Origin of the sequence: Xanthomonas cissicola (assembly GCF_008801575.1) — a bacterium.
Lineage (GTDB): Bacteria > Pseudomonadota > Gammaproteobacteria > Xanthomonadales > Xanthomonadaceae > Xanthomonas > Xanthomonas cissicola.
The window spans coordinates 24,691-43,614 of sequence record NZ_VZPL01000038.1; the positions used below are offsets into that span (position 1 = coordinate 24,691).

Below are 18,924 nucleotides of genomic sequence, written 5' to 3' on the forward strand. Positions count from 1 at the left end.
CGCCCATCAGGCCAAGCAGAGGCATCGGCTAATCTAGTTGTCCTTGTAACCGTAGGACGACCCCGACGTGATCGGCTCCACTCAGGCCCGCCCCCTGGACGGACAGCGTTTGCTGCTGTGCGTCGGCGGAGGCATCGCCGCTTACAAATCGCTCGAACTGGTCCGTCGCCTGCGCGACGCCGGTGCGCAGGTGCAGGTCGCCATGACCGGCGGTGCGCAGCAATTCATCACCCCGCTCAGCTTCCAGGCATTGTCCGGGCAGCCCACCCGCACCACGCTGTGGGACAGCGCCGCCGAGCAGGCGATGGGCCACATCGAACTGGCGCGTTGGGCCGATCGGGTGATCGTCGCCCCGGCGACCGCCGACCTGCTGGCGCGTCTGGCGCATGGTCTGGCCGACGATCTGGTCACCACGCTGTGCCTGGCCACGACCGCGCCGCTGACCGTGGCGCCGGCCATGAACCACCGCATGTGGCTGCATCCTGCCACCCAGGCCAACATCGCCACCCTGCGCGCGCGCGGGGTGACGGTGGTGGGCCCTGACGACGGCCCGCTGGCCGAGGGCGAATCCGGACCCGGGCGGCTGGCCGAACCGGCGGCGATCATTGCTGCGCTGGCCGGTGGCGCGGCGGCCGCCAGCACTGCCTCGGAGGGCGCCAGGAGCGTCGCCGCGCCCGTCTTCATCCCCAGCAGCGCGCAGTTGGAGGGCCTGCGCATCGTGATCAGCGCCGGCCCCACCTTCGAAGACCTGGACCCGGTGCGCTACGTCGGCAACCGCAGCAGCGGCAAGATGGGTTATGCCCTGGCCGCCGCAGCTGCCAGGCAAGGCGCTGATGTGGTGCTGGTCAGCGGGCCGGTGCATCAAACCACCCCGGATGGCGTGCAGCGCATCGACGTGCGCTCGGCCGCGCAGATGCGCGACGCGGTGCTGGGTGCATTCCCGGCCGACATCTACATCGGCGCTGCCGCCGTGGCCGACTACACCCCCAAGCGGGTGGTGTCGCAGAAGATCAAGAAGACCGGCGAAACGTTGACCCTGGAACTGGTGCGGACCCCGGACATCCTGTCCGAGGTCGCCGCGCAGACCGGCGCGCTGAAACTGGTGGTCGGTTTTGCTGCCGAAACGCACGATGTGGAGCATTACGCCCGTGGCAAGCTGGCGGCCAAGCGCCTGGACCTGATCATCGCCAACCAGGTAGGGATCGAAGGCGGCGGATTCGAAAGCGACAACAACGCAGCCACGGCCTATTGGCAGGGCGGCGAGCGCGTGTTTCCCAGCAGCAGCAAGACCGAATTGGCAGACCAACTGCTGGCCCTGATCGCGGAGAGATTGCAGGCATGAGCCCCCCAACCCAGTCCTTGCAGGTGAAGTTGCTCGACCCGCGCTTCGGCGATCTGTGGCCGCTGCCGGCCTATGCCACCGAATCCAGTGCAGGCATGGACCTGCGCGCCGCGCTGGAGGCGCCGATGACGCTGCAGCCGGGCGATGCGGCCTTGATCCCCAGCGGTATCGCGATCTATCTGGCCGACCCACAACTGTGCGCCGTGATCCTGCCGCGCTCGGGCTTGGGCCATCGCCACGGCATCGTGCTCGGCAATGGCACCGGTTTGATCGATGCCGATTACCAGGGACCGCTGCTGATCAGCACCTGGAATCGCGGTCGCGAGGCCTTCACCATCGAGCCCGGCGATCGCATCGCGCAGTTGGTGATCCTGCCGATCGTGCGTATGGGCTTGCAAGTGGTGGATACTTTCGTCGACAGCGCGCGGGGAGCGGGTGGATTCGGCCACACCGGCGTGCGCTGACAGGGGAAATTACATGAGCAAGGCGAACGAGCGCAGGCAGGGGATGTCCAGCGTGCGTACGAGTGGTCCGGTGTTGGGGGGCATATTGCTGTTGCTGGCCGTCTGGTTCGGCTGGAACAGTTATGCGCAATGGCGCCAGGGCGCGGTGGCGCAAGGGCTGGAGCAGGCACGCGACCGCGCGGTGCAGGACGTCGGCCAGGCCATGGCCACGCAGGCCAGCCAGCTCGACGCGGTGCTCAAGCAGCCGCCGGTCATCGCTGCGTTGGCCGGTGGCGACGCGCTAGCGGCCGCATCGGCCATCCGCGAGCGTTTCAAAGGTGCCGAGGATGTCCAGGTGCTGCCTGGCGACCTTGCTGCGGCCTATGCCAACCCCAAGGATTTCGGGTACGCGCGTCTGAGCCTGCTCGAATCGGCGCAGGTGGCCGACCGTGCGCAGGTCCGGGTCGTGCGCGACGCCAAACAAGTCCGCCTGGGCGTGGCTGCCGCGGTGCGCCTTGGCGGGCAGCCGGCGGTGGCGTATGCGCGGTTGCCGTTACTGCGCCTGACCGGCCCGCTGGATGCGATTGCGGCGCCGGACAGTGCCTACCTGGCCGTGCGCCAGGGCAGCTACAACGTGGCCCAGCAGGGCGATATGGCACTGGCCGATGCAGCCGAAACGCTGGCCAGGCCGCTTGGGAACAGCGGCTTGCGCGTGGCTGCGGCAGTGCCGCAAGGCGATAGTGGCCCACTGGGTCTGGGCACCGTCGGTTGCGCCATCGTGGCGGCACTGCTGCTGATCATTGCGGTGCTGCTGGTGCTGGCCAGCCGGGGGCAGGTGGCCTTGCCACGGCGCCGGGCGGCTGACCAATCCAGCGCCGATGAACCCACCTTCAGTCAGAGCCTGCAGCACGACGCCAGCGTTGCCAGCGAAGCACGCGCGCTGGACGCCGAGGCGTCGCCCGCACCGCCAGCGCTGGTGCCGGCGGTGCAGGTCGCCGCCGGGATGTTTCGTGCCTACGACATCCGCGGCGTGGTCGGCAAAGACCTCAACCCCGGCGTTGCCGCCTTGATCGGCCAGGCCATCGGCAGCGTGATGCAGGCGCAGGGACTGCGCGATGTGGTGGTCGGTCGCGACGGCCGGCTGTCCGGGCCGGAGCTGAGCAACGGCCTGATCGAAGGCCTGCGCCGTGCCGGCTGCAACGTCACCGACATCGGTCTGGCACCGACGCCGGTGGTGTACTTCGGCGCGTACGAGCTGCGTGCCGGCAGCTGCGTGGCGGTGACCGGCAGCCACAATCCACCGGACTACAATGGCTTCAAGATAGTGGTCGGCGGCGAGACCTTGTCCGGCGCCGCCATCGCCGAACTGCACCAGCGCATCAACGAAGGCCGCCTGCATACCGCCGCCACGCCTGGCGAACTGGAACAGCGCGACATCAGTGATGCCTACATCCAACGCATCGCCGACGACGTCCAGCTCGATCGCCCGATCAAGGTGGTGGTGGACGCCGGCAATGGCGTGGCCGGTGAGATCGCACCGCGCCTGCTGGAAGCGATCGGCGCCGACGTGGTGCCGTTGTACTGCGATATCGATGGCACCTTCCCAAACCATCACCCTGATCCGAGCGAGCCGCACAACCTCAACGATCTGGTGAAGATGGTGCAGCGTTTCGATGCCGATATCGGCGTGGCGTTCGATGGCGATGCCGATCGCCTGGGCGTGGTGACCAAGGAAGGCGCGATGGTGTTCCCCGACCGCCTGCTGATGCTGTTCGCCGCCGATGTACTGCAGCGCAACCCTGGCGCACTGGTCATCTACGACGTGAAGTGCACCGGCAAGCTGTCCGACTACGTATTGCGCAACGGCGGCAGTCCGCTGATGTGGAAGACCGGGCATTCGCTGATCAAGTCCAAGATGCGCGAGACCGACGCCGAACTGGCTGGCGAGATGAGCGGCCACTTCTTCTTCAAGGAGCGCTGGTACGGCTTTGACGACGGCATCTACGCCGCCGCACGCTTGTTGGAAATTCTGGCCCAGCGCGAGCAGACGCCGTCCGAGGTGCTGGACGCCTTGCCTGAAAGCGTCTCCACGCCGGAGATCAAGGTGCCGGTGGAAGGCGATGCGCATGCGCTGGTCGCGCAATTTGTCGCGCGTGCGCAGACCGGCGAAGAATCACCGTTCGAATCGGCGCGGCTGTCGACCATCGATGGACTACGTGCGGACTTCATCGACGGCTGGGGGCTGGTGCGCGCCTCCAACACCACCCCGATCCTGGTGCTGCGGTTCGAAGCCGACAGCGAAGCCGCATTGCAGCGGATTCGCACGCTGTTCCGCAACGAACTGCAGGCGTTGTTGCCGGAGCATTCCGTGGCGTTCTGATTGCCGGATGCGGAGGCCGTCCGCTGCGTTGCCTGTGGAGCGGCAGCGCAGCTGGGCCGGTGCGCGACGCGGCGGTCCGTCATCCGGTATCGCGTCGGTGTACGCGGTCACCCGTGTGTTCCACCTGTTCCAGTCGCTCAGCATGACCGCGTGGCGTGGTGATCGATGCAGCGTCATGACCGTCCGGCAATAGCCAGACTGCGTCCCAGTACGGATACCCGCCCACCTGCTCGGCTAGCCCTGCCCGCAGGGGCAATGCGACCAGCGTGCGGGCGAACTGTCGATGATCGCTTAGCAGCGGGAGCGCCGACACCTGCATCTGCGGCTGCCACACCGTTCCACCACGCCCGCGTGCGCGATTGACCGCATCGGCAGTCATCAGTCGCGCCGTCGCGGCCAATTGCAGCAATGCCGACTTGCTCGGTGCCTGCAGCAACCCGCACCACGTGTCAGGCAACAGCACCCAGCACAGCAACTGCGCACCTTGCCAATGGCGGGGCAGTGCCAGGCTGGCCGCCGCAGCGCGAGCGCAGCGCCAGTCCGCGAACAGCGGCACGTGCTGATGCGTGTGCAGCCGCAGATGCCAATACGCTGCTTCAAGCGTCGGCGTGGGCAGGGGGCGATGACGGAGCGCACTGGGCATGGTCGCAGGTTGCCAGCGACACAGGAGCGGCAATATCGGCGGGCACCCCATCATCGCGTCGGCCGCGCGCGCAGCGGCGTGTCCGAAAAGCAGGCATCAGCGGTCAGCGCTATCGCCACGCCTCCGGCAATCTGCGCTGCATCGGCTGGATGCCCCGGATCACGTCAATGCGCGCAAGCGCTCGTCAATCACGCTGCATCGCAGCCCAAAACCTGGTCAGTGAGATGCAGTGCATCCGTATCGCTTGCGTACGCTGAGGCATCGCCAACCACGATGGATCGCCGAAAATCAGATGCAGCAACGCGCTTTGCCGCGCATCGGGATCATCTCCACCCGCCACGGCTCACCAACAGCGTTCGATCACCAGCAACCATCCGGACCAGGCGATTCGAATCCCGAATCCCGAATCCCCGCCTCAATGACCGGCCCTATCCCGCTTCCACCCACGATGCTTCACATCCAGATACAGGCTGTAAAACGCCGTAAACGCCGGGAACAGGTTCTGCAGCACACCGACCGAATCCTGCTTGGCCGAAAACACGAAATAGCTCAGCGTCATCAAGCTGCCGACCACGCTCATGTACCAGAACAGGCGCGGAATCACCGGCTTGCCGGCGCGTTTGGAGGCGACGAACTGCACCAGCCAGCGGCCGCCGAACATCAGCGCGCCGACATAGCCGATCAGCTTCCACCCGGTCACATGGATGCCGGTCCAGTACAGCCAGGTCAGTTGCTGGTCGAGAAAGGACGGGTCCATCAGCGTTCCTGCACCACGGTGGGCTTGCTGCGGGTGATCAGCCAGGCCACACCGCGCAGGTCGCGGATGCCGACCAGGGCGCGATTGAGATTGTTGTACTTGGACACGCCGGCGGTGCGGTGGCGATGGTTGACCGGCACGCTCACCGTGCGCCAGCCGGCGCGCTGCATCAACGCCGGCAAATAGCGGTGCATGTGGTCGAAGTAGGGCAGGTCCAGAAATGCCTCGCGCTCGAACAGCTTGATGCCGCAGCCGGTGTCGGGCGTATTGTCGCGCAGCATGCGCGAGCGGATCGCATTGGCCCATTTGCTGGCCCAGCGCTTGGAGCCAGAATCCTGGCGATTGACCCGCCAGCCGGCGAACAGCTTCACCTGCGCCTGCGCCTGGCTGCGCGCGATCAGCAGCTTGGGGATGTCGGCCGGGTCGTTCTGGCCGTCGCCATCGAGCGTGGCGATCCAGCTGGCGCGTGCGGCCTTCACCCCGCTGCGCACCGCCGTGCTCTGGCCGCTCTGGGTCACATGATGCAGCACGCGTAGTTCCGGTGTGGTGCTCTTCAGGCCTTGCAGCACTGCGAGCGTGTCGTCGCGCGAATGGTCGTCGACATACACGATTTCGAAGGCCACCACGCCGCGCAGGGCGCTGACGATTTCGCCCACCAGCGTGGCGACGTTATCGCGCTCGTTGAATACCGGGACGACGACGGACAGCTGAGGTTGGCTCATGGTTGCAGGGTGGCCGGATGAAGGCTGAGCGAAAAGGATCGGGCATTGTGCCCTGACTCTCTGAGTCAGGCATGAAGCTTGCACGCGTTATGCGCATTGGACCGGTTGGAAGCAGCCTGTAGCGAATGATGGGGACGTGGCAAGGCTGCGAAGGTGTTGGGCTAGCGGGCCGATCACGCGTCGTCTTCCGGCGCAGCGCAGCTGGCACGCATCGCCATGGGCATTGCCTATCTGCCATGCGGTCGTACCCCAGGACGGCTGGACAGTAGTACGCCCTGCATCTGGCCCGCATGGCAGTCCCGGCGCTACGCGCGCCCATCGACGCCCACGTGCAACTCCGCAGCAACCCCCGCCAAGCGCTAGGCGCGCTCGCCGAAATACTGCCGGCACCACTCCACGACCTGCGGCAAGCCCCGCTCGACCGGGGTCGCCGGATCGAACCCGAAGGCGGCCTGCGCACGCTGCGTATCGGCCATGGTGCGGATCATGTCGCCCGGCTGCATCGGCCGGTAGACCTTCTCGGCCGGGCGGCCGGCGGCCTGCGCGATCACGTCGATGAAGTACTCCAGCTCCACCGGCGTGTGGTTGCCCAGGTTGAACACCCGGTGCGGCACCGGCGCGTCGCTGGGCGTGTCCAGCGCGCCCAGTACACCGGCCACGATATCGTCGACGAAAGTGAAATCGCGCTGCATCTTGCCGTGGTTGAACACCTCGATCGGCCGCCCCGCCAGCACCGCACGGCTGAAGATCAGCGGTGCCATGTCCGGCCGGCCCCACGGCCCGTACACCGTGAAAAAGCGCAGACCGGTCGCGCGCAGGCCATACAGCTGCGCATAGGTGTGGCCCATCAATTCGTTGGCGGCCTTGGTTGCCGCATACAACGAACGCGGTTGGTCCACGCGCTGGTCTTCGGAAAACGGCGGGGTGGCCGAATCGCCGTAGACCGAACTGCTCGAGGCATACACCAGGTGCTGCACGCCGCGGTGCCGGCACAGCTCGAGCATGTTGACGAAGCCAACCAGGTTGCTGTCGACGTAGGCGTGGGGGTTTTCCAGCGAATACCGCACGCCCGCCTGCGCAGCCAGATGCACGACGCGGGTCGGCTGGATCTCATCGAACAATGCAGCCAGGCCCTCGCGATCGGTCAGGTCCAGCGTGCGGATATCCAGGCCTGGGCACAGCGTCGCCACTCGGTCGTGCTTGAGCTGCGGGTCGTAGTAGTTGTTGTAGTTGTCCAGCCCCACCACCGCCTCGCCGCGTGCCGCCAGCGCGCGGCAGGTGTAGGCACCGATGAAACCGGCAGCGCCGGTGACGAGAATGGTCATGGCTGTGATCCTGGGAAATGCGGGAACAAAAGGCTGGCGCTCCGGATGCGCACGCGCGGCGCATTGCGGACACCGCCGCGAGCGGGTCCGGCATCCCGATGCTGCCAACGCGCCTGCGGTGCGCCGTGCGCCATGCGCGATTCATGGTGCTCGCAGCTCACACCAAGCTCAAAATAAAGGCTGCAGCGCGCCATGCGTTTTCGCTCACCGCAGGGCGAGCGGTGCTTCGCTGGCAAGCTTGGCCTTGCGCTCGGCGCTGAACTTCCACCACGGCTGCGCCGCCTCGCCTTCCATAAAGCGCACGATCGACAGGAACACATCGATCACGCAGGGGTCGTGCAGCACGCCGGTGCGCAGGCACAGCTGTGCGTGCATGTCGTAGGCATCGCGACCGCGCAGCTGCGCAGGCACGCGGATGCCGATCAGGCGCAGGTCCTTTTCGCAGGCCGGCCCGACGTTGGGCAAATCGGTCAGCTGCAGCAGATGCTGGCGGTCCACCTTGGCGGGATTCATGGCCGACGAGGATCCTGTTGGATGTGCAAGCGATTAGCTGCGCTGCATGCGCAGGCGTTCGAGCACGCCGTCCAGCGTGTCCAGATCGGTGTAATGGATCACCAGCTTGCCCTTGCCGCCGCGGCCGTGATTGAACACCACCTTGGTGCCCAGCGACTCGGACAGTTCGGTTTCCAGCGAGGCGATATCGGCCTGTGGGGCCACCGGCGCCGGCTTGCCCTTGCGCAGCGAGCCGGGCACCTTGCCGGCGGCGAACTGCTGCGCGCGGTGTTCGACTTCGCGCACCGACCAGCCCTGGTCGGCCGCTTCATGTGCCAGCTTGCTGGCCAGCTCCGGCGCCAGGGTGAGCAGCGCGCGCGCGTGGCCCATTTCCAGCCGGCGCGTTTCCAGCAACAGGCGAATGGCCACTGGCAATTCCAGCAACCGCAGCAGATTGGACACCGATGCACGCGAGCGTCCCACCGCGCCGGCGGCCTCGGCATGGGTCAGCGAAAATTCGTCGATCAGCCGCTGCAGCGCCTGCGCTTCTTCCAGCGGGTTGAGGTCTTCGCGCTGGATGTTTTCGATCAGCGCCATCGCGATGACGGTGCGGTCGTCCAGCTCGCGCACCACCACCGGCACCTCGGTCAGCCCAGCCAGCTGCGAAGCGCGCCAGCGGCGTTCGCCGGCCACGATCTCGAACTGCGCCGGTGCCAGCTCGCGCGCCACGATCGGCTGGATCACGCCCTGGGCCTTGATCGACTCGGCCAGCTCGGCCAGCTTGACCTCGTCCATCTCCCGGCGCGGCTGGTACTTGCCCGGCTGCAGCTGGGCCGCCGGCAACTGGCGCAAGCTATCGCCAGGCTGCAACGCCTCTTCGCTGGCCGCACCGGGTGCCGCCGCCGCCGCCGCGCCCTTGGGCCCCAACAGCGCTTCCAGGCCACGGCCCAGGCCACGCTTCTTTGCGGGGATCGGCTTGTTCATCAGACGGTCTCCACGGGCCGGACGGCCTTGTTGCGGTCGTTCTGGCGGCGCACGATCTCACCGGCCAACCCCAGGTAGGCCACCCCGCCGCGGGAGGTGCGGTCGTAACCGACGATGCTCTGGCCATGGCTGGGCGCCTCGGCCAGGCGCACGTTGCGCGGCACGATGGTACGAAACACCTTGTCGCCGAAATGCTCGGTCAGCTCGGCCGATACCGCGTTGGCCAGGTTGTTGCGGATGTCGAACATGGTGCGCAGCACGCCTTCGATTTCCAGCGCCGGGTTGAGGTTGGCGCGCAGCGCTTCGATGGTTTCCAGCAGCGCGGTCAGCCCTTCCAGCGCGTAGTACTCGCACTGCATCGGCACGATGATGGAATCGGCCGCGGTCAACGCATTGAGCGTGAGCAGCGACAACGCCGGCGGGCAGTCGATCAGGATGAAATCGTACTCGTCGCGGATCGGCGCCAAGGCGCGCTTGAGCCGCTGCTCGCGTTCGCCCTGGTCCATCAGCTGAATCTCGGCGGCGGTCAGGTCGATGTTGCCTGGCAGCAGATCGAAGCCTTCCGGCGCGGTCACCCGGATCTGCGCGGCGGTGTTTTCGCCCAGCAGCAGATCGCAGGTGGAGGCGGCCACATCGCGCTTGTCGATGCCGCTGCCCATGGTGGCGTTGCCCTGCGAGTCCAGATCCACCAGCAATACACGCTTGGGCGCGCGCGCCAGGCCGGCCGCCAAATTGACGGCGGTCGTGGTCTTGCCGACGCCGCCCTTCTGGTTGGCAATGGCGATGATCCGGGCCATGCGGGAGAGCCTCGTGGGCGAAGAGTAAGACCGGCCATTATGCGGGCAGGGCGCCGGATCGGGAAATGCCGCCCGCGGCGGTGCGCCGCACGGCCGGGATGACGCAAGCGCCGGTCAGCCGGCGGGCGGGGCGTTTGCGGGTGGCTCCTTCATGGCCCGGTAGCGCTGCAGGATGTCGGCGATCTCGCCATCCAGCGCTACCCGCTGCTGCTCGAAGCTGATCTGCAGACGCAACTGCGCCATCAAATCGCGATGGCGCTGCTGGATGTCGCCGGCCAGCTTGTCGGCCACTGCCTGGCCGGCCAGCTCGCGGTCGCCGGCGCTGCGCAGCAGGCTGGCCAACCCTTCGCGCAGGCTTGTCACATTGAAGCGCGCGGTGTGGATGTTGTTGTCGACGATGGCGATGCGCTCGTTGAACACCCGGCGCAGGTCGTCCTCGCTCTGATACGACATCAGCATCGCCTGGTCGGTGCGCTGGCGCGTCTGCTCGGCGGCCAGATCGGCCTGGCGTTGCTGCTCGCTGGCCGCAGCAGCAGCGCGCTCGTCGCTGCTCATCGCGCGCTGCACCTCGGCGCTACGCATCCCGCTCTTGACGTTGAATTCGTCGCGCGCCTGGTTCACCGCCTCCGGGGGCAGCGTATCGCTGCACACGCGGGCGCCGTTCTGGTTCCAGCAATACAGCTTCTTGGCGGCCGGCTTGTCTTGCGCACCGGCCGGCGCAGCCATGCCCAATGTCGCAGCGACAGCCGCCGCAACGGCGAATAATGCCGAACGTGTCTGTATTGGCATCATCGCAGCCCCCTGTCGCCTGCCGTCAGCCTGTGGTGTCGGTCCCGTAGCGGCCACGATAGGCCAGCAGCGGTTCCTGGAAGCCCACAAGGTCGGCGTTTCCTGCCGCAAAAGCAAGCAGGTCGCCCAGGTTGGCCACCGCGATCACGGGAATGCCGGCCTCGGCTGCCACCGCCTGGGCGGCGGAACGGCGGTCCTGATCGGACGCGATTTCCTGTCGGTCCAGCGCCACCACGATCCCCGACGGCGTTCCGCCAGCGGCGCGGATGATGGCCAGCGCCTCGCGGATCGCTGTGCCGGCGGTGATCACGTCATCGACGATCAACACCTGACGGCCGGCCAGCGGCGCGCCGATCAGGGTGCCGCCTTCGCCGTGGTCTTTGGTTTCCTTGCGGTTGAACGCCAGCGGCAGGTCGCGCCCGCGTCCTGCGTAAGCGCAGGCCAGCGCGGTCGCCAACGGGATGCCCTTGTAGGCCGGCCCGAACAACAAGTCGAAGTCCAGCCCGGCCGCTTCGATCGCATCGGCATAGCACTGCGCCAACTGCGCGGTCTTGGCCCCCGAATCGAAGCGCCCGGCATTGAAGAAGTACGGGCTGAGCCGCCCGGACTTGAGCGTGAACTCGCCAAAGCGCAGGGCATCGGCGTCCAGGGCCAGCTGCAGGAAACGGGTGCGGTGGTCGGTCATTGGACGGGTATGGGGAATGGGGAATCGGGAATGGTAAACGCATCGTGCGCCGGCAGCCTTCCGCATGCGCCTGGGGTAGGCTTTACGATTCCCCATTCCCATTTCCCCATTCCCGGCCTATGCGCATCATCAGTTTCAACGCCAACGGCCTGCGCTCGGCCGCCAGCAAGGGCTTCTTCGCGTGGTTCGCCGCCCAGGACGCCGATGTGCTGTGCGTGCAGGAGACCAAGGCCCAGGAGCATCAACTGGCCGGGCCGGACTTCCTGCCCACCGGTTACAAAGCCTGGTTTCGCGACGCCAGCACCAAGAAGGGCTATAGCGGAGTGGCGATCTACAGCCGGCACGAGCCCGACGAGGTGCGTACCGCGCTGGGCTGGCCGGAGTTCGACGAAGAGGGGCGCTATATCGAAGCGCGCTTCGGCAATCTCAGCGTGGTGTCCTTCTACATCCCCTCCGGTTCCTCGGGCGAGTTGCGCCAGGACTACAAGTTCCAGGTGATGCAATGGCTGCGGCCGATCCTGGACGAATGGCTGGCCAGTGGCCGCCAGTACGTGCTGTGCGGCGACTGGAACATCGTGCGCACGGCGCTGGACATCAAGAACTGGAAATCCAACCAGAAGAATTCCGGCTGCCTGCCGCCCGAGCGCGACTGGCTCAACGGCCTGTGTGCCGACGCGCCAGAAGATGCCAGCGCCGCCGACGGCCGCGGTTGGGTCGACAGCTACCGCGTGCTGCATCCGCAGGGCCAGGACTACACCTGGTGGAGCAATCGCGGCGCGGCGCGCGCCAACAATGTGGGTTGGCGCATCGACTACCAACTGGTCACCCCCGGCCTGCGCGACACCCTGAAGGCCTGCTCGATCTACCGCGAAGAACGCTTCTCCGACCACGCGCCGTACATCGTGGATTACGCGCAGTGAGGCAGGTCGAGGCTGTGAATTCCGTCACATCGCGTCAGCGTGTTACGGAGTGGGGCGACCACCTCGCCGGCGATATCGCCACCTGGACGCACCTTGGCCACTGCAGCAGCACGCGCGGTGGCTCTCATACGCCATTACGCAGTGTGCCGATGCCGCTCAAAACGTTCTTCCTCGGCCCGGGCGCGCGTCGTCGGGGTGCTGCACAGACCGCTCAAGACAAGACGCGTGACGCCATGACGGTCGTCCGCGGCGGGCTGCATGCAGCGGTGCCGTGGGCCGCGCCGGCCACGAGCACTGGCGTTCGTTCTCGACCGTGTGACGCATGACCACGTCCGTTCCTACCTATAAAGGCTGGCGTGGTATCCAGCGCGCCTTCGCCACGCCATCGGCGGCGACCATGGCGCTGCTGGGTTTCGGCAGCGGCTTGCCGTTTCTGCTGATCGCCTCGCAGACCTTGTCCGTCCGATTGCGCGATGTAGGGCTGGACCTGCAGGACATCGGCTTTATCAGCCTGGCCAGCTTTTTCTACCTCCTCAAGTTTCTGTGGGCCCCGCTGATCGACCGCTATGCGTTTCCGCTCACCGCGTTTCTGGGGCGCCGTCGCTCCTGGCTGCTGGTGGCGCAGATCGGCGTCACCATCGGCCTGTTCGCGCTGGCATTTTCGCGCCCGGATCTGAGCGTGACCGGCCTGGTCGGCTGGGTGCTGTTCGCCTCGTTCTGGGGTGCCACCCAGGATTCTGTCGTGGATGCGTACCGCATCGAAGTCGCACCGGATTCCGCGCAGGCAGCGTTGGCGGCGACCTACACGCTGGGCTACCGCATCGGGCTGATCCTGGGCGGCGCGGGCGCGCTGTACATGGCCGAATACCTTGGTTGGACATGGGCGTACGTCGGCATGGCTGCACTGATGCTGGTGCCGATCGTCACCACCTTGCTGTGCCGCGAACCCGACCGTCCCGAGGCGACTGTGGTGCGCCGAGTCGATGTTTCAGGTGCCTTCTGGCAACCGATTTCCAGTTTTTTCTCCAGCAATGGGCTGGCGCTGGGCATCGCGCTGCTGCTGTTCGTAGGCCTGTACAGGTTTCCCGACCAGGTGATCGGCGTCATGGCGGGCCCGTTCTATCTGGATTCGGGCTTCACCAAGGCCGATATCGCCACCGTCTCCAAGCTGTTCGGCGTCTGGATGGGGATTGTCGGAGCCTTCGCTGGCGGTGCCGCAGTCGCCGCGTTCGGGTTCCGGCGCATGTTGCTGGTGGCCGCGTTGGGGGTGGCCTTGTCCAACCTGGCGTTCCTGCTGATGGCGCACAACCCCGGCAAGCTGTGGGCGTTCTATGCCGCGCTCAGTGCCGATAACCTGTTCCAGGGTTTCGCCGCCTCGGTACTGGTGGCTTTCATGTCCTCGCTGACCGACCGCAACTTCACCGCAACCCAGTATGCGTTGCTGGTCTCGCTGGCCAACCTGCCGGGCAAGTTTGCCGGTGCCGTCTCCGGTTCCGTGATTAATGCGACCTCCTACAGCACCTTCTTCATCCTCAGCGCCCTGACCGTCATTCCCACCTTGCTCCTGCTGGCCTGGCTGTGGCCGCGGCTATTGGCGCACGACAGGCGGCCGGATTGAAACGTCCGCCAAGGTTGCCGATGATGCGCGCGGGGCAGCGCATTGCACGAGGCAGGGCATGACCGATCTGGTATTGCGTGACATCGACCCGGTGCTGGTGGACCGTATCCGCCGCATTTCTGTCGCACGTGGCTGGACCCAGCACCAGACCGTCATGCATCTGCTCGAACAAGGCCTGTTCGCCAGCGAATACGAAGTCACCGGCGGCCTGCAGCACCCGGAGGTCGATGCGCTGGCGGAGGCGATTGCCGCGCTCAAGGCGCTGCCGGCGGGAAATAATCCCTAGCGCTGCAGTCGCTCCATCCAGGCTGGAAGAGGCCAACGGGCTCACGCCGGATAGATCGCTCCCAACAGCCGGGGCCCGGCGGCCCCAGTCACCGAGGGCAGATTGGCAGCGCGTCCGGCCAGCAACTCGGCTGCCAGCCAGGCAAAGCCCATCGCCTCCAGGTAATCCGGGTCCAGCCCGTACCGCGCGCTGGATTCCACCATCGCGCCCGGCAGCCGCGCCGCCAGTCGGGCCAACAGCACCGGGTTGCGTACGCCCCCGCCGCAGACCAGCACCCGGCGCGTGGTGGGCTGCAGCCGCAGCAAGGCATCGGCCACGCTGGCAGCGGTGAGTTCGAGCAAGGTCGCCTGCACATCGGCAGCATCCAACCGCGCGTTGCCCATCGCCTGCACTGCCCAGTCCAGATGGAATTGCTCGCGGCCGGTGCTCTTGGGTGGTGGCAACGCAAACCACGGATCGGCCAACAACGCCTGCAACAAGGCCGCATCGACGCGCCCACTGGCGGCAAATGCACCATCGGCATCGAACGGCGTGCCGTGATGGCGTTGACACCAGCTGTCCAGCAACGCATTGGCCGGGCCGGTATCGAATCCCCGCACCGCGCCATCGCGCGGAATCAAGGTCAGGTTGCCGATCCCGCCCAGATTGAGCACGGCGCGGTCTTCGTCGCCTGCGCCCAGCATGGCCAGATGGAAGGCGGGCATCAGGGGCGCGCCCTGGCCACCGGCAGCCACATCGCGACGTCGGAAATCGGCCACCGTGGTAATGCCGGTGTGCTCGGCAATTCGGCTGGCATCGCCGATCTGCCAGGTGAACGCCGGGCTCGCGTTGGGCCGGTGGCGGATGGTCTGCCCATGCGAGCCGATCGCGCGAATCTGGCGACGCTCCACGCCGCTGTCGCCGATCAACTGATTGGCCGCCGCCGCGAACGCCAGCCCCACCTGCGCGTCCAGCTGGCCTAGCGCATCGATGGCCACCGTCTCGGCGCCCTGGCCGAGCGCCACCAAGGTCTCGCGCAACTGCGGCTCCCACGCCACCGTCGTCCCGGCCACCAATTCGCAGCGGCGGTGGGTGTCATCGGCAAAGCGCACCAGCGCGGCATCGATGCCGTCGGCGCTGGTGCCCGACATCAGGCCTAGATACAAGGGGAAGTCAACGTGTTCCAAGACAGACATGCCGAAGCCAGAAAGACACGGCCGGCCAGCTTGTGCAGCCGGGCCGGGTCCGTCAACTGGTCTTACGTGGATGGCAGCCGTGCAGCGGGTGGGTCCTCGTGGGGCCGGCACGCGCTGCAATCGCAGCCCCGACTATCGCCTATGCGTCGGGATTCCTTCCCACCTCAGGCATCGTCAAGGTCCGCAATCACGTCAGATGCGGTCGACAGCCAAGATCAAACGCCGGATTGGGAAGTCGCAGCGTTCACCACCCGCATTCCGCTGCAGCAATTGGCTGCACGGCAACGACCATGCGACACGGCTGGAGGGACGCCCAACCCCTGCCGCGCCACCCGCCTGCGCAGCCGCGACGCAGCTGACGCAGTTACCAGCCGCAGGCGCTCAACTGCGCGACTTGCCCTTGGCCGGCTTGCCGGCGTCGGCGTAGATCAGCTTCTCCATGCCCTCGATGCGAGCCATGGCCGGCGCCGTCTGCGCGCGGAACGCCGCCAGTTCGACGCCCTGCAGCGGCTCCGGCGGCGGCATCGTCACCGACATCGGATTGCGCTGCTGTCCGCCCACGCGGAATTCGTAATGCAGATGCGGGCCGGTCGCCAGGCCGGTCATGCCGACATAGCCGATCACCGTGCCCTGGTTGATGCGCTGCCCGGCCTTGATCTTGCCAAAGCGCGACATGTGCCCGTACAGCGTGCTGTAGTTCTTGCCGTGATCCAGGATCACCACGTTGCCATAACCGCGTTGGGTCCCGACAAACACCACCCGCGCATCGCCGGCTGCCATGATCGGCGTGCCCGAGGCGGCCGCATAGTCCACACCCTTGTGCATGCGCATGGTGCCCAGCACCGGATGCTTGCGCGCACCGAAGGTGGAGCTGATCCGGCTATAGGCCACCGGCATGCGGATAAAGCTCTTCTTGAGCGGGCGGCCATTGATGTCGAAGTACTCGGCCGGTTTGCCAGCGCGCTCGAAGCGAAACCCCGTATAGGTCTTGCCGCCGGTGGTGAACGTCGCCGCCAGGATGTCGCCGGTGCTGATCCGCTCGCCTTCGCGCCAGGTTTCATCCATGACCACGCTGAAACGGTCGCCGGGCTGCAGATCCTTATCGAAGTCGATGTCGTACTTGAAGATCTCGTCGGTCATAATCGCCACCGCCGCCGGCGACAATCCGGATTTGCCGGCCGATGCATACAACGAACTGCTGATCTCCCCGCTGGCAACCACTGTGCGCGTGGTGGTCGCCCGCTCGGTCACGTTCTCGCGCACGGCGTCGCCCAGCAGGCGCAGTTCCACCCGATGACTGTCGTCGCGATCGAAGCGCAATGCGCGCAGTTGCCCGCGCGTCGGCATGTCGAAGGCGATCTCGGTGCCCGGACGCAGCTTGGTCAGCGCCTCCTTGGTCCCCGGATGCGCCAATACCTGGTACATCACCGTGGTCGGGATTCCCAGTTCGCCGAACAAGGTACTCAGCGTCTGGCCCGGCTTGACCTGCAGAATTTCCCAATCGGTGCTCGGCGCCAGCTGCTTGCGGCTGGGAATCAGCGGCGGCAACGGCAACGCCAGCGTGGAATGGCTGGAAAGCGGTGTGTCGATGGCGTTGGAAAAACCCGGCACGATCGTGGCCACCAGCGCGCCGATGGTGGCGAACAGGCTGGCGTGGATCCAGTGGCGACGTGTCCAGCGATCATTGAATGCCGCCGGCAGATGCGCCTTGAGCTTTCGATGCAGTGCAGTGTCGTGGAGGACGTGGAGGCGTTCGTGAAAGCGCCGCTTGCGTGCACGGCCCTGCTCTGAGTTCTGCATCGTTCAAATTCCTCGCTGGCTCGAAGTGCGAGCCCAATCGCCGGTACCATAGACAGCCTGTAACAGCGCGTCAAACCATTGAGCCTGTTCATTATTTTCACTTGGCGCGGAATTAACTCGCGTTTAACATCATTCACGTTTTTGACGGCATCGCCGCTGGAGTCTGTGGTTGGCCACTATCGAAGAATCCCTCGCACTCATCGGCCGCGGCGCCGAAGAGATCCTCAAGCTCGATCAGCTGCAGGCGCGGCTCGCCACCGGTAAGCCGCTGCGGGTGAAGGCCGGCTTCGATCCCACCGCGCCGGATCTGCATCTGGGCCATACCGTGCTGCTCAACAAGATGCGGCAATTCCAGCAGCTCGGCCATCAGGTGATCTTTCTGATTGGCGATTTCACCGGCATGATCGGAGACCCGAGCGGCAAGAACGCCACCCGCAAGCCGCTCAGCCGCGAGGATGTGCTGGCCAACGCACGGACCTACGAAGAGCAGGTCTTCAAGATCCTGGACCGCGAACGCACCGAAGTGCGCTTCAACTCCGAATGGTTCGGCCAGATGAGCGCGGCCGACATGATCAAGCTCTCTGCCCAGCACACCGTCGCGCGCATGCTCGAACGCGACGATTTCGCCAAGCGCTTCGGCAGCCAGCAGCCGATCGCCATCCACGAATTCCTCTATCCATTAGTGCAGGGCTACGATTCGGTTGCCCTGAAGGCGGACGTCGAGCTCGGCGGCACCGATCAGAAGTTCAACCTCTTGATGGGACGTGGCTTGCAGGAGCATTACGGCCAGGCGCCGCAGATCGTGCTGACCATGCCATTGCTGGAAGGCCTGGACGGCGTGGCCAAGATGTCCAAGTCACTGGGCAATTACATCGGCATCAACGAGCCGGCCATCGACATCGTCACCAAGACGATGAAGATCGGCGACGCGCTGACCTGGCGCTGGATCGACCTGCTGTCCTTCGATATCAGCATGGCCGAAGCGGCACGCCTGAAGGAGGAGGTCGCCTCCGGGGAGTTGCACCCGCGCGAGGTCAAGCTGCGCCTGGCACGCGAACTGGCCACCCGGTTCCACGATGCTGCCACCGCAGAGCAGGCCATTGCCGGCTGGCATGCGGTGGTGACAGGGCAGGGCGACACCAGTCTGCTGCCGCTGCAGGAAGTGGTGGTTCCCGCCGAAGGCCTGCGCCTCGCCGGTCTCCTGACTGCCGCCGGGCTGACGCCCAGCAATTCCGAAGCTACCCGCAAACTCAAGGAGCGCGCGGTCAAGATCGACGGCGAAGTGGTGGAGGATCCCGGTCGCGTCTTCACGCAGGGCTTTGAGGGGGTCATCCAGGTGGGCAAGCGCAATTTTGCCCGCGTATCGCTCGTCACTGGCTAAAGCGCACCGAGGTTGCTGCAGATCGGCAATCTCGGTGGTCCCACATGTCTTACCTGTTAGATGGAAGTAGAAATCCAAGGCCCTCAGAGGTTTCAAGCCAGCATGACTGCGACGTAGCGCGAATTTTGGCAATTCCGTGAAGAATTTTTCACAAAACACTTCCCAAATCGGTTCGGCGGGCATATAGTTCGCCTCCCCCGACGCAGCGGCCCGCAAACGCGGACCTGAAGCGGAAGGGTTCGAAAACTCCTTGAAATTAAGGTGTTGACGAAACGAAAAAGCCGGCTATGATGGGCGGCTCGCTACACGGAAAGACGCTACGGCGGATGGAGGTGCAGCGGCGGCAACGTCCTCTTCACGAGGGGTTGACGAGGATGAAAAGCCT

18 protein-coding genes are annotated in these 18,924 nt (G+C 65.9%); 7 read left to right on the forward strand and 11 right to left on the reverse strand.

Annotated features, from left to right (window positions below):
* Positions 1-67 precede the first annotated feature (67 nt).
* From coaBC to F7R02_RS15680, 3 genes are read left to right on the forward strand one after another with little or no spacing between them, the layout of a single operon-like run.
* On the forward strand, positions 68-1,342 hold the full coding sequence (gene coaBC / locus F7R02_RS15670; protein WP_078588786.1) for a bifunctional phosphopantothenoylcysteine decarboxylase/phosphopantothenate--cysteine ligase CoaBC: 1,275 nt from the start codon (positions 68-70) through the stop codon (positions 1,340-1,342).
* Positions 1,339-1,806 carry a dUTP diphosphatase gene (dut, locus tag F7R02_RS15675; RefSeq protein WP_078588788.1) on the forward strand — a complete coding sequence of 156 codons (468 nt, stop codon included), beginning with the start codon at positions 1,339-1,341 and terminating at the stop codon, positions 1,804-1,806. The genes coaBC and dut overlap by 4 nt, the downstream gene beginning before the upstream one ends.
* A gap of 13 nt (positions 1,807-1,819) precedes the next feature.
* Complete coding sequence (locus F7R02_RS15680; RefSeq protein WP_139370855.1) at positions 1,820-4,165, forward strand: phosphomannomutase/phosphoglucomutase; 2,346 nt, start codon at positions 1,820-1,822, stop codon at positions 4,163-4,165.
* Positions 4,166-4,244: 79 nt separating this feature from the next.
* Here the strand turns inward: F7R02_RS15680 and F7R02_RS15685 are convergent, their stop codons facing one another.
* From F7R02_RS15685 to pyrE, 9 genes are all read right to left on the reverse strand, one after another.
* Entirely contained in the window at positions 4,245-4,808 is a 564-nt protein-coding gene (locus F7R02_RS15685) for a hypothetical protein (RefSeq protein ID WP_139370856.1), read from the reverse strand.
* Between the two features lie 415 nt (positions 4,809-5,223).
* Positions 5,224-5,565, reverse strand: a complete 342-nt coding sequence (locus F7R02_RS15690) for a lipid-A-disaccharide synthase N-terminal domain-containing protein (RefSeq protein WP_005914402.1) — start codon at positions 5,563-5,565, stop codon at positions 5,224-5,226.
* Positions 5,565-6,287, reverse strand: a complete 723-nt coding sequence (locus tag F7R02_RS15695; protein ID WP_078588790.1) for a glycosyltransferase family 2 protein — start codon at positions 6,285-6,287, stop codon at positions 5,565-5,567. Before F7R02_RS15695 ends, F7R02_RS15690 begins: the two co-directional genes overlap by 1 nt.
* A 359-nt stretch (positions 6,288-6,646) precedes the next feature.
* A complete protein-coding gene (locus tag F7R02_RS15700) occupies positions 6,647-7,612 on the reverse strand; it encodes an SDR family NAD(P)-dependent oxidoreductase (protein WP_005930843.1) in 966 nt (321 codons plus the stop codon).
* 204 nt (positions 7,613-7,816) lie between these two features.
* The gene (locus F7R02_RS15710; RefSeq protein WP_003489070.1) at positions 7,817-8,125 is read right to left on the reverse strand and encodes a helix-hairpin-helix domain-containing protein; all 309 of its coding nucleotides are present in this window, start codon (positions 8,123-8,125) and stop codon (positions 7,817-7,819) included.
* Between the two features lie 33 nt (positions 8,126-8,158).
* Complete coding sequence (locus tag F7R02_RS15715; protein ID WP_078588792.1) at positions 8,159-9,088, reverse strand: ParB/RepB/Spo0J family partition protein; 930 nt, start codon at positions 9,086-9,088, stop codon at positions 8,159-8,161.
* Entirely contained in the window at positions 9,088-9,885 is a 798-nt protein-coding gene (locus F7R02_RS15720) for a ParA family protein (RefSeq protein ID WP_005914407.1), read from the reverse strand. Before F7R02_RS15720 ends, F7R02_RS15715 begins: the two co-directional genes overlap by 1 nt.
* A gap of 114 nt (positions 9,886-9,999) precedes the next feature.
* The gene (locus F7R02_RS15725; RefSeq protein WP_033479695.1) at positions 10,000-10,677 is read right to left on the reverse strand and encodes a hypothetical protein; all 678 of its coding nucleotides are present in this window, start codon (positions 10,675-10,677) and stop codon (positions 10,000-10,002) included.
* Between the two features lie 22 nt (positions 10,678-10,699).
* On the reverse strand, positions 10,700-11,359 hold the full coding sequence (gene pyrE, locus F7R02_RS15730) for an orotate phosphoribosyltransferase (protein ID WP_033484822.1): 660 nt from the start codon (positions 11,357-11,359) through the stop codon (positions 10,700-10,702).
* Positions 11,360-11,478: 119 nt separating this feature from the next.
* Here pyrE and F7R02_RS15735 point away from each other — a divergent pair, with 119 nt between their 5' ends.
* The 3 genes from F7R02_RS15735 (at position 11,479) to F7R02_RS15745 (ending at position 14,183) form a co-directional block, all read left to right on the forward strand.
* Entirely contained in the window at positions 11,479-12,279 is an 801-nt protein-coding gene (locus tag F7R02_RS15735; RefSeq protein WP_033484820.1) for an exodeoxyribonuclease III, read from the forward strand.
* Positions 12,280-12,601: 322 nt separating this feature from the next.
* A complete protein-coding gene (locus tag F7R02_RS15740) occupies positions 12,602-13,897 on the forward strand; it encodes an AmpG family muropeptide MFS transporter (RefSeq protein WP_005930858.1) in 1,296 nt (431 codons plus the stop codon).
* A 58-nt stretch (positions 13,898-13,955) separates the two neighbouring features.
* Complete coding sequence (locus F7R02_RS15745) at positions 13,956-14,183, forward strand: hypothetical protein (RefSeq protein WP_003489057.1); 228 nt, start codon at positions 13,956-13,958, stop codon at positions 14,181-14,183.
* A gap of 41 nt (positions 14,184-14,224) precedes the next feature.
* Here the strand turns inward: F7R02_RS15745 and F7R02_RS15750 are convergent, their stop codons facing one another.
* Entirely contained in the window at positions 14,225-15,358 is a 1,134-nt protein-coding gene (locus tag F7R02_RS15750; RefSeq protein ID WP_078588794.1) for an anhydro-N-acetylmuramic acid kinase, read from the reverse strand.
* 381 nt (positions 15,359-15,739) lie between these two features.
* Positions 15,740-17,158 carry a M23 family metallopeptidase gene (locus tag F7R02_RS15755; protein ID WP_005930863.1) on the reverse strand — a complete coding sequence of 473 codons (1,419 nt, stop codon included), beginning with the start codon at positions 17,156-17,158 and terminating at the stop codon, positions 15,740-15,742.
* A 169-nt stretch (positions 17,159-17,327) separates the two neighbouring features.
* Here F7R02_RS15755 and tyrS point away from each other — a divergent pair, with 169 nt between their 5' ends.
* A complete protein-coding gene (gene tyrS / locus F7R02_RS15760) occupies positions 17,328-18,539 on the forward strand; it encodes a tyrosine--tRNA ligase (RefSeq protein WP_078588796.1) in 1,212 nt (403 codons plus the stop codon).
* The last annotated feature ends 385 nt before the right edge of the window (positions 18,540-18,924 follow it).